General features: G+C 44.2%; 16 protein-coding genes. All 16 read right to left on the bottom strand.

The annotated features are described in order from the left end of the window. Positions 1-27: 27 nt before the first annotated feature. On the bottom strand, positions 28-564 hold the full coding sequence (locus tag NST31_RS13085; RefSeq protein WP_339161104.1) for a F0F1 ATP synthase subunit delta: 537 nt from the start codon (positions 562-564) through the stop codon (positions 28-30). Beyond that, a complete protein-coding gene (gene atpF / locus NST31_RS13080; RefSeq protein ID WP_339161102.1) occupies positions 561-1,088 on the bottom strand; it encodes a F0F1 ATP synthase subunit B in 528 nt (175 codons plus the stop codon). Before atpF ends, NST31_RS13085 begins: the two co-directional genes overlap by 4 nt. A 286-nt stretch (positions 1,089-1,374) precedes the next feature. Beyond that, positions 1,375-1,587: a F0F1 ATP synthase subunit C gene (gene atpE, locus NST31_RS13075; protein WP_077109624.1), complete on the bottom strand. Its 213-nt coding sequence runs from the start codon at positions 1,585-1,587 to the stop codon at positions 1,375-1,377. A gap of 69 nt (positions 1,588-1,656) precedes the next feature. After that, entirely contained in the window at positions 1,657-2,370 is a 714-nt protein-coding gene (gene atpB / locus NST31_RS13070) for a F0F1 ATP synthase subunit A (protein WP_339161100.1), read from the bottom strand. After that, positions 2,360-2,767 carry an ATP synthase subunit I gene (locus tag NST31_RS13065; RefSeq protein ID WP_339161099.1) on the bottom strand — a complete coding sequence of 136 codons (408 nt, stop codon included), beginning with the start codon at positions 2,765-2,767 and terminating at the stop codon, positions 2,360-2,362. The genes atpB and NST31_RS13065 overlap by 11 nt, the downstream gene beginning before the upstream one ends. A 4-nt stretch (positions 2,768-2,771) precedes the next feature. Beyond that, on the bottom strand, positions 2,772-2,993 hold the full coding sequence (locus NST31_RS13060) for an AtpZ/AtpI family protein (RefSeq protein ID WP_339161097.1): 222 nt from the start codon (positions 2,991-2,993) through the stop codon (positions 2,772-2,774). A gap of 285 nt (positions 2,994-3,278) precedes the next feature. Then, positions 3,279-4,427, bottom strand: a complete 1,149-nt coding sequence (wecB, locus tag NST31_RS13055; RefSeq protein ID WP_339161096.1) for a UDP-N-acetylglucosamine 2-epimerase (non-hydrolyzing) — start codon at positions 4,425-4,427, stop codon at positions 3,279-3,281. A 14-nt stretch (positions 4,428-4,441) separates the two neighbouring features. Continuing rightward, positions 4,442-5,071 (bottom strand): uracil phosphoribosyltransferase, encoded by a 630-nt coding sequence (gene upp / locus NST31_RS13050; protein WP_077109629.1) that lies wholly within the window; start codon positions 5,069-5,071, stop codon positions 4,442-4,444. Between the two features lie 664 nt (positions 5,072-5,735). Beyond that, positions 5,736-6,998, bottom strand: coding sequence for a serine hydroxymethyltransferase (glyA, locus tag NST31_RS13045; RefSeq protein ID WP_339161094.1), 1,263 nt, complete (start codon positions 6,996-6,998; stop codon positions 5,736-5,738). A gap of 123 nt (positions 6,999-7,121) precedes the next feature. After that, the gene (locus tag NST31_RS13040; protein ID WP_339161092.1) at positions 7,122-7,694 is read right to left on the bottom strand and encodes a TIGR01440 family protein; all 573 of its coding nucleotides are present in this window, start codon (positions 7,692-7,694) and stop codon (positions 7,122-7,124) included. A gap of 14 nt (positions 7,695-7,708) precedes the next feature. Next, positions 7,709-8,149: a ribose 5-phosphate isomerase B gene (rpiB, locus tag NST31_RS13035; protein WP_339161089.1), complete on the bottom strand. Its 441-nt coding sequence runs from the start codon at positions 8,147-8,149 to the stop codon at positions 7,709-7,711. A gap of 58 nt (positions 8,150-8,207) precedes the next feature. Next, positions 8,208-8,642, bottom strand: a complete 435-nt coding sequence (locus NST31_RS13030; protein ID WP_077109725.1) for a low molecular weight protein arginine phosphatase — start codon at positions 8,640-8,642, stop codon at positions 8,208-8,210. A 244-nt stretch (positions 8,643-8,886) separates the two neighbouring features. Beyond that, positions 8,887-9,432 (bottom strand): manganese efflux pump MntP family protein, encoded by a 546-nt coding sequence (locus NST31_RS13025; RefSeq protein ID WP_205178946.1) that lies wholly within the window; start codon positions 9,430-9,432, stop codon positions 8,887-8,889. 71 nt (positions 9,433-9,503) lie between these two features. After that, entirely contained in the window at positions 9,504-10,565 is a 1,062-nt protein-coding gene (locus NST31_RS13020; RefSeq protein ID WP_339161087.1) for an L-threonylcarbamoyladenylate synthase, read from the bottom strand. Positions 10,566-11,071: 506 nt separating this feature from the next. Then, entirely contained in the window at positions 11,072-12,130 is a 1,059-nt protein-coding gene (spoIIR, locus tag NST31_RS13015; RefSeq protein WP_339161084.1) for a stage II sporulation protein R, read from the bottom strand. Between the two features lie 70 nt (positions 12,131-12,200). Then, positions 12,201-13,067 (bottom strand): peptide chain release factor N(5)-glutamine methyltransferase, encoded by an 867-nt coding sequence (gene prmC / locus NST31_RS13010; protein WP_339161083.1) that lies wholly within the window; start codon positions 13,065-13,067, stop codon positions 12,201-12,203. Positions 13,068-13,069 lie beyond the last annotated feature (2 nt).

Genomic DNA, 13,069 nt, shown 5'->3' with positions numbered 1-13,069 from the left:
TTTCACCCCTCATTTTTCAAGTTGATATTAACTGACTAACGTGCGTTCAAGTCGGTCAAGTTTTCCTTTAAGGCTTCCGTCAAAAACTCTGTTTCCGATGCGGACCTTAACGCCTCCTAGTAATTCGGAGTCAATGATATTTTCAATGTTTAATGCGGTTTTCCCCACTTTTGGCGCGAATGTTTCAGAAATGGCCTTTGTTTCCTCCGCAGTCAGCGGTCGTACAGAATACACGACTGTTTCCGCAATTCCGCGCTCTTCATTCAGCAACTTGATAAAAATTTCGGCAACTTCGAGAATGATATTCTCCCTATGCCGATCGGTCAACAGCATCATCGTATTGATGACAGATTGTGACGCATTTTGAAAAACTTCTTTTATAAGGTTTCTTTTTTTATTGACAGAAAGCTTTGGTGACTGCAAAAGGTGGATAAAACCCGGATTTTGGACAAGCACCTTTTTTACAGTGCGCAGCTCTTCAACGATTTGGTCTGACATATTTTGTTCTTTAGCCAATTGAAAAAGAGCCAATGCATACCGCTGGGCAACGACAGGATTACTCATCGATCCTCGCCTGCTCTTTCAATATATTCATTGATCAGTTTCCCTTGGGCTTCGGCATCCAATTCTTTTTCAATCACTTTTGATGCAATCATGACAGACAATGAAGCAACTTGTTCACGAAGCGCAGACATTGCATTGTCTTTTTGCTGTTCAATTTCCAAACGCGCAGTCTCTTTCATACGTTCCGCTTCCTGGCGGGCTGTATCCATAATCTCCTGGCGCTGGTTTTCAGCTAGTTGCTTAGCATTTTCAATCATGTTTTGCGCTTCCTGGCGCGCTTCTTTCAGTAATGCTTTCTGTTCTTCAAGCAATTTATTCGCTTCTTCACGGCTCTTTTCAGCCGAGTCGATCTCATTGGCAATATGTTCTTCCCTTTGTCTCATGACACCCATTAAAGGTCCCCAGGCAAACTTTTTCAAAAGCGCCAACAAAATAAGCATCATGAAAAGCTGGAACAAAATATCGCCGCCGTTAAAATGGACTCCTCCAATTTGTGTTCCCAGTACAAAGCTACTCTTTAACAAGCCCGCTCCACTCCTTCCAAGCTCCTGATATTAAACTTTAAACCGGCTTTTTGCCGATGAAAGGTCAATGGTAAAAATCAGCGCGCAAAAGGCTTCCGGGAAGTTATTTCCACTGTCCCCATAAACCTCCTGCGCATATGTTAGACCAGCCTTGGCTCCCGTCCCCTTAGATTCCTTTGTCTCGGGGCTGATAGGCGGCTTTAACCGGTCTTTCTCCTTGCTTTTCTTAAAAAATGGCGAAGTGTATTTCTTCGCCATTTCGAAATGCTTGTCTATAAATAAAACCTTATCTTCCTTGAACCATAAACGCGATAACAACCGCCATGATTGGAATGGCCTCAACCAACGCAACCCCGATAAACATGGTTGTTTGGAGCACACCACGTGCTTCTGGCTGACGTGCAATACCTTCGACTGTACGAGATACGATCCATCCGTTACCAATACCTGCCCCAAGAGCGGCTAAACCAATTGCAATTGCTGCTGCTAACATACCCATGATAAAATTCCTCCTTAAAATATATAAAAAATGAAGATTTCGGATGTCCATAGTTATGAACAATATATATTAATGATCCGCACTTACTTTATGAGCAAGATAGACCATCGTTAACATTGTAAAAATAAATGCTTGTATCGCTCCGATAAAAATAGAGAATCCCATCCAAGCCAGTGTTGGGACAGCTGCTGCAATCCAGCCAACAACACCATGTGCCGCAAGACCTCCGGCAAGAAGGCCCAAGAGAATTTCACCGGCAAAAATATTCCCGTAAAGACGAAGCCCCAACGTTAATGTGTTGGCAAATTCTTCGATAATTTTAAGCGGAAGCAAAAACCACACCGGTTGTACATAACCTTTGAGGTAACTGCCAAGTCCTCTTTGTTTGATTCCATAATAATGGGACAGCGCGACAACCATTGTTGCCAACGTTAATGTAATGAGGGGGTCGGCCGTTGGAGATTTCCACCATAATTCATGATCAATCGTGATCGCGAAAGGCAAACCAAGCATGTTGGAAACAAATACATATAAAATCAAGGTAACACCCAACACATGAAAATGACCACCTGTTTTCCAGTCCATGGTACTTTTCACGATTCCCCTAACGAAATCAAAAACCCATTCCATAACGTTTTGCATGCCTGTCGGTTTCATGGCAAGCCTGCGCGTTCCAATGAAGGCGAGAAGAAACACAATAACCGAGGCAACGCTAATCATTAAGACATTTCCCATATTAAAATATAATCCAAATATTTCTTTGATTGGCGCTTCATGATTCATCCGATTCACCTCTCTTCCGCTGCTTGTCTTTTCTAAAGCTGAGGGAAATTATAGCATCTATCATAATGACAACATAAGATGTCATTAATCCTATCACTACGCTGATCAAATGGAACCTTTCCGGATAATTCGTCGCAATCAAAACCGCAAGCACTGCTGCAGCCATCCGCGACAATGTGCCTAAAGAACGTACGGTTTTCCCCTTTGAAACGGCTTCTCCAACCTGATTTGTTCTGCGAACCATCGACCATAGATTAAAAAAACTGAGAATTGTACCAAGGATCAATCCCATAAAAATAGATTGGTGTTTCGTGAATCCCCAACCCAATACAAAAATTGCTAACAAGTACATTATGTACTTCCGATGTCTATTAAATAACTGCTGGAGGTCATCCATTATGCTAATCCTCCGAAAAAAATTGTCGGATTGTGTATATAAGCGCCATAACTCCGGCAGCTAGACCCAAAAAGAGGCCAACCACTAAAAATAGCGGCTCCTTCCCGGTTATGTCATCAAGCCAATTCCCTGCAAATACACCTACCAGGGTCGACCCTGCCAATTGTGCGAGAATCGCAGAATAAAGGGCCATCCCATAAAGCGGATGACGATTCTTCCTATTCATACAGCATCCCCACCTATTGTTCAGGTGCTTTTTCGCTAATTGACAACCCATGAAAAAAGATATATCACAATCTCCCTTCATATCCTTTGTTAGCATACAATAGGCATATGTCAATGTCAACGAGTTTAGTGTGAATTTCAAAACAAACTATTTTTCCTTTAGGGCTTTGTCACAAAATCATCAAAATTCAACTAAAATATGGGTTTAGACGTCATTATTGGCAAATAAAGCATCGTAACAACAACCACCGAGGCATTTACAAGAATGGGCTCTTTGTCTCCTGCTTTAACCTGTTGTAAATGGTTGTGGCCGATGCTTTTTCAAATGGAAGTGATAGGCTAAGGCATCAGCAATTCTGGCAGAAGCCTTTCCATCTCCAAATGGATTATTCGCCTTTGCCATTTTTTCATAAGCTCTTTTGTCTGTCAGCAGTTCCTCCGCACTCCGGTAAATCGTTTCTTCATCCGTTCCAGCCAACTTTAACGCTCCGGCTTCAATTCCTTCCGGTCTTTCAGTTGTCTCACGCAAAATCAATACCGGAACACCCAGCGATGGCGCTTCTTCTTGCACTCCTCCCGAATCGGTCATAATGAAGTAAGCCCTGCTCGCAAAATTGTGGAAATCAATAACGTCAAGCGGTTCTGTCAAGTGGATCCTTGGGTCATTCCCCAGGATCTCATCCGCAATTCCCCGGATAGCCGGATTCATATGAACAGGATAAACAACTTGAATATCAGGATGCTTCATAACCATCGTCCGTATTGCCTGGAACATATTCCTCATCGGCTGCCCTACGTTTTCCCTTCTATGAGCCGTCAGCAATATAAGCCGATCACCGCCTATGAAATCAAGGGTACGATGCCGATAGTCCGATTGAACGGTCGTTTTCAGGGCATCAATGACCGTATTTCCGGTTATGAAGACGGACTCTTCTCTTTTCCCCTCATTTAAAAGGTTACGCGCCGATGTTTCCGTCGGGGAAAAATGCAAGTCTGCTATGACGCCTGTTAGCTGACGGTTCATTTCTTCCGGAAAAGGGGCGTATTTATTCCATGTTCTGAGCCCGGCTTCTACATGTCCGACCAAAATTCGATTATAATAGGCTGCAAGGCTCGCTACAAACGCTGTTGACGTATCGCCATGCACAAGAACAATATCGGGCCGAGCTTCCTTGATGACGCTATCGAGCCCTGTCAGGCAGCGCGTTGTGACATCAACCAATGTTTGCCTATCCATCATCATATTCAAATCATAGTCAGGCCTAATCTTAAATATATTCAGCACCTGGTCAAGCATTTGCCGATGTTGGGCCGTAACTGCCGTAACTGCCTCAAATTCTTCTTTTCTCGCTTGAAGCTCCTTGACAAGCGGAGCCATTTTAATCGCTTCCGGCCTCGTCCCAAAAATGGATAATACTTTCACACGCTTATCCACTGGAATATGCCTCCCTATTTCGTGCCGAACAAACGATCACCGGCATCTCCCAATCCAGGGATGATATATCCTTTTTCATTCAGTCTTTCATCAAGTCCGGCAACGTATATGTCTACGTCGGGATGGGCTTTTTCGATCGCACTTACTCCTTCCGGTGCGGCGATAAGAGTCATCAGCTTAATTTGTTTCGCTCCTCTTTTTTTCAGAGAACGAATTGCTTCAACCGCAGTTCCTCCAGTAGCAAGCATTGGATCTACAACGATAAAAAACCTTTCTTCCACATCACTCGGCAGTTTTAAGTAATACTCGACAGGCATTAAAGTTTCCGGGTCGCGGTACAATCCGACGTGTCCTACTTTCGCCGCGGGAATCAGCTTTAAAATACCATCGACCATGCCGATCCCGGCCCGTAAAATCGGAACAATGCCTATTTTTTTCCCTGCCAATATTTTAGATTTTGCTTTGCATACAGGGGTATCCACTTCGATTTCTTTCAAAGGCATATCCCTCGTAATTTCAAACGCCATCAACGTGGCGACTTCATCAACAAGTTCACGAAACTCTTTCGTTCCCGTGTTCTTATCGCGAATATAAGTTAATTTGTGTTGAATGAGAGGATGGTCGATCACATGCACTCTGCCCATAAGATCTCTCCTTTGCTTTTTGGTTGGAACAGAAGCGGAGCAGTATACGAACTTCTATCATGATGATCAATCGAACCTGCTTCCCGGCTCTGGCCAGCATATCCCTGCTAATTTTACATAAAAGGCTCTCTTTCGGCAAGGAAAATAAAGATCATATAATGGGCAAAAAACCGACATATGAAAAAGCCTCCAAAACACCGGAGGCTTGAAGCTTTTTACAGTTTATCCCGCATGTAAGGTGCCGTAAGATTCCCACTTCAAAACGTGAGGGTGACACAAAAGGTCCAAGTGGGAGATAACGGCACCTAAATGCCCGATTCGTTCAACTAACATTTCTTGGGAAAGGCATACCAAAAAATGAAGTTTCACTTTATCCCGCATGTAAGGTGCCGTAAGATTCCCACTTCAAAACGTGAGGGTGACACAAAAGGTCCAAGTGGGAGATAACGGCACCTAATTGCCCGATTCGTTCAACTAACATTTCTTGGGAAAGGCATACCAAAAAATGAAGTTTCACTTTATCCCGCATGTAAGGCCGTAAGATTCCCACTTCAAAACGTGAGGGTGACACAAAAGGTCCAAGTGGGAGATAACGGCACCTAATTGCCCGATTCGTTCAACTAACATTTCTTGGGAAAGGCATACCAAGAAATGAAGTTTCACTTTATACGTAAAGCGGAAAGCGGGCCGTCAGTGTTTCTACCCGAGTACGCGCTTCATTTAATTTTGTTTCCTTGTCATGGTTTTTAAGGACAAATGCAATAAGCGAAGCAATTTCTTCCATTTCGCTTTTTCCAAAGCCCCGTGAAGTGACTGCCGCTGTTCCAATCCTAATGCCACTCGTGATGAAAGGACCTTCCGGATCATAAGGGATGGTGTTTTTATTAACGGTTATCCCGACATCATCCAGGACTTTTTCCGCCACTTTGCCCGTTAAACCAAGAGAGCGCACATCAAGGAGAAGCAAATGGTTGTCCGTTCCGCCAGAAATGAGATCAATGCCTTCTTTCTTTAAGCTTTCGCCTAATTGTTTTGCATTTTCAACAATCAGTTGGCTGTACGCTTTAAAATCGTCTGTCAACGCTTCGCCGAAGGCAACCGCTTTTGCGGCGATGACATGCATAAGAGGACCGCCTTGAATGCCCGGAAATACAGACTTGTCGATCGCTTTGGCATATTGTTCTTTGCATAGGATTAATCCGCCTCGAGGCCCCCGCAAAGTTTTATGCGTTGTAGATGTGACAAAATCTGCATAAGGAACCGGGTTCGGATGAAGGCCGGCGGCAACCAATCCGGCAATATGCGCCATGTCGACCATCAAGTATGCGCCGACTTCATCAGCAATTTCCCGGAACTTTTCAAAGTCGATAACCCGGGGATAAGCACTTGCTCCGGCAACAATCAGCTTCGGTTTATGTTCCAATGCTTTTTGCCGCACGTCTTCATAATTGATACGGTGATTTTTTTCATCTACCCCATATTCAACAAAATGATATTGCATTCCGCTGAAATTGACGGGGCTGCCATGTGTCAAGTGGCCACCGTGGGATAAATTCATGCCAAGGACCGTATCGCCATGTTTCAAAATAGTAAAATAGACGGCCATATTAGCTTGTGCCCCGGAATGAGGCTGCACATTCGCATGGTCCGCGCCAAACAATTTCTTAACGCGGTCACGCGCCAAGTCCTCCACAATATCAACATATTCACAACCGCCATAATAACGGCGACTCGGATAGCCTTCTGCATACTTGTTTGTCAAAACAGATCCCTGAGCTTCCATGACCGCTTCACTCACAAAGTTCTCGGATGCAATTAATTCAATTTTGGATTGTTGCCTTTTCAATTCTTTTTGAATCGCCTCGTATATCTCGGGATCCTGTTTGGCTATAGCGCTTTCCGCCCTATTTTCGCTTACCTTGCTCATTGTGCTCCCCCTTGTATCGGTAATAATAATCCATCGTTTCGTTCTTGTTTACATTTTAACATGAAGTAATGTCCGAGCCAAATGGATTTTTGACTTTTTGGAGACAAAAACGGAACATTTCTATTAGTGATGGCATTGATTGTTCAGTTTTTCGCGATTATAAACAGCTCTCGCACCGCCAATTAGCTTTGGACGAGTGGCCGCCACTGTGACATGGGCATTTCCGAGTGACCTTTGGCCGATTCTGACCGGAACTGCGACGTGTTTTAAATGCATGCCAATAAACGTGTCTCCTATATCAATACCGGCATCCGCTTTTATAAACTCGACAACGGCCGGATCTTGAAAGCGAGAATAGGCGTGTGCTGCCATGGCACCGCCTGCTTCACGAACGGGAACAACCGTTACCTGATCGAAATGAAATAGTTCGGCTGTTTCCCTTTCGATAACAAGTGCGCGATTTAAATGTTCACAACATTGGAAGGCCAAATGGATGTTCTTTTCCTGAGCGAAAGCCTGCAATTGCTCAAAGATCATGACTGCCACTTCAAACGTTCCCGATGTTCCGATTCTTTTTCCCGCCACTTCAGATGTGGAACAGCCAACGACGAATATCTGTCCAGGCCTAATCGGCAATTCCTTGGCGCATTGCTTGAGAATCAACCGCAGCTCGTTCCGCCATTGTTCTATTTCCATGTATATCTCTCCCCTTATCTATTTTCGTAATCGGAAATCTTTTGGATACGCCTTGTATGGCGGCCGCCTTCAAACTCCGTTTCCAACCAAACCTTTGCAATCTCGCGGGCAAGACCGGGTCCGATCACACGTTCTCCCATAGCAAGTACATTTGTATCATTATGAAGACGTGTCATCCTGGCACTAAATACATCGTGCACCAAAGCACAGCGGATTCCTTTTACTTTATTCGCGGCGATGCTCATGCCAATGCCTGTTCCACAAACTAAAATGCCCCGGTCAAATTCACCGCTTGCCACTTTTTCCGCTACAGGAACGGCAAAGTCGGGGTAGTCGACCGAGCTTTCGTCTCCACAACCAAAATCCTCATATTCTATATTCAATTCTTCCATTACTTTAATGATTTCTTTGCGAATCAATATTCCCCCATGGTCGGATGCAATTGCCACTTTCATCGTGTAACATTCCCCTTTCATTTGTTTGATTCTTCTTTGTTTACACAAGTTGACAGATTCAACAATCAATAGACAACCTGGCAATCAACCCGCGAAGTTCCTGGAACGTTGAACGGTAGACTTCCAGGTCTCCTCCAAAAGGATCTATCACATCAAGATCTCCATTGCGCCCATTCACATATTCTTTTAGAGTAAAAATTTTGTCCGCTGCCGCCGGAAACATGTCCATCAACATTTGTTTATGCCCCTCTGTCATCGTGAACACATATTTAGCCCAATGGATATCTTCTTCTTGCAATTGCTTTGAACGGTGCTCCAGCTTCATGTTATTTTCTTTCAATACCTTTAGCGCATGGTCCGCAGCCTTGCTCCCTTCAGCAGCGAACAGTCCGGCAGATCTGGCATCTGCTTTTCCGTTCCATATATGGTGAAAAATGGCCTCAGCCATTGGGCTTCTGCATGTATTCCCGGTACAAACGAATAAAATATTCATATCTTCTCCTACCTCTTTTACCTTATTATAACCATTCACTTTTTTGCGTACAAATGTAGAGTGCTTTTTCATCAACCTTATGAAAAAGTCCGGCCAGTCAGCGTGTCATCTATTGATTAACATATGAAATACAAAAAACCGTCAGTAAAAACAAAAAAAACGATATAATCGTTTTTAGTGTAAGTCGAGGTACTATTGCCTACCAAGCTAAGCACGATAATGCTGGCCTTCATAACTTATAATCTCATGAAAAAATCAACTTTATCCCAAACAAAATTAAAGTGAATCCGCCAAACATCTCTCCATACACCCCGAGCAAACTTTGCACTTTCCGCCCCATAATCAGTCCACTCCATGTCAAACATGCCGCCACGATACCGAAACAGATCATGGCAGCCATTGCCCGGGCACCGAACATCCCGAGACTGAGACCGGCGGAAAAGCTGTCCAGACTGACGAGGAAACTGAAAATGAATAGTCCCCAACCTTGAGGGACGATCGCCATTTGTTCCTCGCTTTTAAAACTGGATAGTATCATTTGTACTCCCAAAACCATTAACAAGCCCCCTCCAACGTAACCGGTAATTTTGCCAAATGTTTCTGAAAGTAAATGCCCGGTTAATATGCCAAACAATGGCATAAACATGTGGAAAAGACCCGTTGTCATTCCAATATAAAAAACTTGGCGAAATCTCAGTTTGAAAATTCCCATGCCGAGTGAAACGGAAAATGCGTCCATTCCTACCGCAAAAGCCATGATGACTAAAGTAATGATTTCTGGAAGTATCATCAAAATACCCCTTTCGCTTCGGACGTGCCTATAAGAGCTTATGCACGGAAACGAAAGAGTAGAATTGTCTTTCAGTCCTGATCTTTCATATGCTGTTTCACCCACCGATGGGAGGCCGCTTTTTCCAGACGGTTCATAATAGCTGCCCCCACGCCTGTACGGGGAAAGACTTCCGAAAATATGATATCCACACCTGAATTCTCAAAGGACCTCAAAGCTTGATAAAGCGTCTGGGCTGAACTTTTTGGATCGGCTTTACTGCCACAGGGTGCCACAACATCAGCCTTATAAAACGAAGCGGTTTCCTGCGGAGCCAGTATACCCACTTTCAACCCTGCGGCCATTTTTTCATCAATTAACTGTTGAATCCACTGCTGTTCACCGTCGGCAAGATAGAGCGGTGCATCCGGAGCATAATGCCGGTACTTCATTCCTGGAGACTTCGGTTTGGACACTGAGCTGGCGATCGAAGGATCTTCTTCCACTGGCCCAATAACTGCTTCGATATCTTCTTTTGAAATACCGCCTGGACGTAGAATCACCGGGGGACTTACAGTGCAGTCAACGACTGTTGATTCAACTCCAACCCCTGCGGGTCCGCCATCGACAATTCCGGCTACAATACCATCTAAGTCATCTTGCACGTGTTTAGCTGTCGTTGGACTTGGCTTACCGGATTTATTGGCACTTGGCGCGGCAATTGGATGCCCTGATTCGCGAATAAGGGCCATTGCAAGTGGATGGTCCGGCATCCGAACCGCGACAGTATTCAGCCCGGCGGTCACTAAGCGGGACACGGCTCCAGGCTTTTTGTTGAATATGAGTGTGAGCGGACCGGGCCAAAATGTACGCATAAGCTTCATGGCTGTATCGGAAATATCCACAGCAATTTGCTTCAATTGTTGAAAAGTTGCAATATGAACGATAAGCGGGTTATCTGCCGGTCTTCCTTTTGCCGCAAAAATTTTTGCCACTGCCTCATCAGATGTAGCATTGGCGCCCAGTCCGTATACTGTTTCCGTTGGAAAGGCCACAACTTCATTCTTTTTGATGAGCTCTGCTGCTTTTACTATTTGTGGATAGTTTTTTTTACTGTTCACATCATTATCCACAGACCAATAGGTTGTTTTCAATGAGGCCACCTCAATTTATAACGTTTGATTAATGCCTTACCGTTTATTATTGCTAGTTTAAGAATCATTTATGAATATAAAACTAGCATAACAAGTGATTGAAAAGTAAGTTATTCACAAATTGTGGATAGTTAATCCTTTTTTGTGGATAAAGGCTGTGCATAACCGGGCAAACGATACACAACAAACATAAACAAAGCCCGTTTAGCATCAACAAGTAAACTGGAGAGCTTCTGACGAATTCAAGAACACACCGTCATGCAAGGAACAAAGCACATGCTTCAAAGCTTTGCACATTCGCTTCATTAGAATAGCTTCGCGCGACTTTAAGACGAGCTGAACAAAACTTCCCGAATAAGCGATGATCTCAGGAAAAGCTCGATGTTTGCTAATCGCTAAGCACCGAAGCTGGACAACGCCAGTTTACTTCATATGAATCATACATGCAAAAATATATTTCTAATTTGTAAAAAAAAAATCTCTCAAGCGACTCGAGAGATTCAGATTCAAAAGCGATCGAACAATTCTTTCAGGAAAAACTTTACCTCTGTTTCTTCCTCTTGTTCAGCGATATAAGCGGCACTTTCTTTTTTCCCTGCTTTCTCCTGTTCAGCGAAAGTGCCACTTTCTTTTTTCCCCGCTTCCCCTTCTTCAACGAAAGCAGAACTTTCTTTTTTTCCTGTTTCCTCTTGTTCAGCGATATAAGCGGTACTTTCTTTTTTCCCTGCTTTCTCTTGCTCAGCGAAAGCGCCATTTTCTTTCTTTCCCGCTTCCCCTTCTTCAACGAAAGCAGAACTTTCTTTTTTTCCTGTTTCCTCTTGTTCGGCGAAGTCGGCACTTTCTGCATTTCCTGCTTCCTCTTGTTCAGCGAAAGCGCCACTTTCTTTTTTTCCCACTTTCTCTTGTTCGGCGAAGTCGGCACTTTCTGCATTTTCCGCTTTCTCTTGTTCAGCGATCAAAGCATTGTTTTGCCCGTTTTCAACATCTTGGACTGATTTATCCGCAGATTCATCCGTGTTGGTATTAACAGCCGCTCCTGTGGAAAAGTCCAGAAAACAAAGCGGCGGAAATAGAACACACCACCAGTTTGCTCCTTTTCCTTCTCCCAATGTAATTAAAATCGCCTCATAATTTCCGGCGGGATAAAGATAGTTTCCATATAGCTTCGTTGGAAATTGAATGTTGCCAAATTCTACTTCGGCACCATAATCAATGGAGCTTTTTTCAAGCTCACGATTTGCAATTTGTTCGATCTCCGGCAAGCGGGATTGGATTAATCTGCGCGCCTCTTCAATCGATGTCAAATGCTCCACCCACGTCGTAATTTCTTGATTAACAGCATCTCTGATGGAGCGTTTCACCTCTTGATCTTGGTGGCCGTCGCTGTTTGCCAATATTCTCAGCCGGATCGCTTCTTGCGGAATGACTTGTATTTCTTCGGCCTCTGCCCTTTCTTCTGGCGGAATTGGTATTGCAAGATTGGCAACCGTTGCCAAAGATAAGACCACCATATAGAGCCATGCCATATTTTTTTGATAGAATTTTTGATTCATATACTTTCTCATCTGTTCCACCCCATCCCTTCACGAGACAGTATGGACAAATTTTGGAGGCTATAAACATCATGCGGAAATATTATAAAGAGGTTAAAACAATCCGGTCCTTACCGTTTATATCATAAAGCACTTCTGTTACCCCTTCAGAAAATTGTTCTCTCATCATTTGGCTGACTGCGTCTCCTTGCCCTGCACCAACTTCAAAAGCTACGATCGCCCGATCTTCAAGTACATGTGAAAGCTGTTCGGTGAATCGCCGGTACACATCAAGACCGTCTTCCCCGCCAAATAAGGCGCATGCCGGTTCATAATCCTTAACAACATCGGGCAAACACTCTTTTTCGCCCTGTGGAATATATGGTGGATTGGAGACGATCACATGGAATTTATGCCCGATCTCCATCAAGGGCTGAAGCAAGTCCCCTTGCGCAAACCGTACGGCCGCTCCAAGCCGGTCGGCATTTTTTTTCGCTATGTCAATCGCACTCGCGGAAATATCAGTTCCGTATACTGCGAGGCCGGGCCGCTCCAGTTTTAATGTTACAGCAATTGCCCCGCTCCCCGTTCCAACATCTGCTACCCGCAATCCCTGTTTAGAAGCACCAAAAAGCCTGTCCATTTTTTTCAAAACCGCGATAACCAATTCCTCTGTTTCTGGACGCGGGATCAGAACATGGGGATTTACGACAAACTCCCTGCCTAAAAACACTTCATGGCCCATGATATACTGCACAGGTCTGCCAGCAGCATGCTCCTTTACGTTCCGACTGAATTGTTCCCAATCCTTCTCGGAAAGTTCCGTCCGAAACTCGGCAAGCAGCCGGGAACGAGTATATTTCAATTGGTTCATAAGCAATATTTCTCCCGCATTTTGGTCACGGCCATGCTCCTTTAAAAAAGAAGAAGCCCATTGAAGGGCTTTGAAGATCGTTTGTTTATCAGACATTC

This window comes from Siminovitchia sp. FSL W7-1587 (genome assembly GCF_037963795.1).
Classification (GTDB): domain Bacteria; phylum Bacillota; class Bacilli; order Bacillales; family Bacillaceae_C; genus Siminovitchia; species Siminovitchia thermophila.
This window is presented reverse-complemented; position numbering and strand designations above follow the sequence as displayed.

What these genes read in the sequence shown, in the direction of transcription:
- NST31_RS13085 (WP_339161104.1), bottom strand. Translation starts at nt 564, where the DNA reads ATGAGTAATCCTGTCGTTGCCCAGCGGTATGCATTGGCTCTTTTTCAA.
- atpE (WP_077109624.1), bottom strand. Translation starts at nt 1,587, where the DNA reads ATGGGTATGTTAGCAGCAGCAATTGCAATTGGTTTAGCCGCTCTTGGG.
- atpB (WP_339161100.1), bottom strand. Translation starts at nt 2,370, where the DNA reads ATGAATCATGAAGCGCCAATCAAAGAAATATTTGGATTATATTTTAAT.
- NST31_RS13065 (WP_339161099.1), bottom strand. Translation starts at nt 2,767, where the DNA reads ATGGATGACCTCCAGCAGTTATTTAATAGACATCGGAAGTACATAATG.
- NST31_RS13060 (WP_339161097.1), bottom strand. Translation starts at nt 2,993, where the DNA reads ATGAATAGGAAGAATCGTCATCCGCTTTATGGGATGGCCCTTTATTCT.
- upp (WP_077109629.1), bottom strand. Translation starts at nt 5,071, where the DNA reads ATGGGCAGAGTGCATGTGATCGACCATCCTCTCATTCAACACAAATTA.
- glyA (WP_339161094.1), bottom strand. Translation starts at nt 6,998, where the DNA reads ATGAGCAAGGTAAGCGAAAATAGGGCGGAAAGCGCTATAGCCAAACAG.
- NST31_RS13040 (WP_339161092.1), bottom strand. Translation starts at nt 7,694, where the DNA reads ATGGAAATAGAACAATGGCGGAACGAGCTGCGGTTGATTCTCAAGCAA.
- rpiB (WP_339161089.1), bottom strand. Translation starts at nt 8,149, where the DNA reads ATGAAAGTGGCAATTGCATCCGACCATGGGGGAATATTGATTCGCAAA.
- NST31_RS13030 (WP_077109725.1), bottom strand. Translation starts at nt 8,642, where the DNA reads ATGAATATTTTATTCGTTTGTACCGGGAATACATGCAGAAGCCCAATG.
- NST31_RS13025 (WP_205178946.1), bottom strand. Translation starts at nt 9,432, where the DNA reads ATGATACTTCCAGAAATCATTACTTTAGTCATCATGGCTTTTGCGGTA.
- spoIIR (WP_339161084.1), bottom strand. Translation starts at nt 12,130, where the DNA reads ATGAGAAAGTATATGAATCAAAAATTCTATCAAAAAAATATGGCATGG.
- prmC (WP_339161083.1), bottom strand. Translation starts at nt 13,067, where the DNA reads ATGTCTGATAAACAAACGATCTTCAAAGCCCTTCAATGGGCTTCTTCT.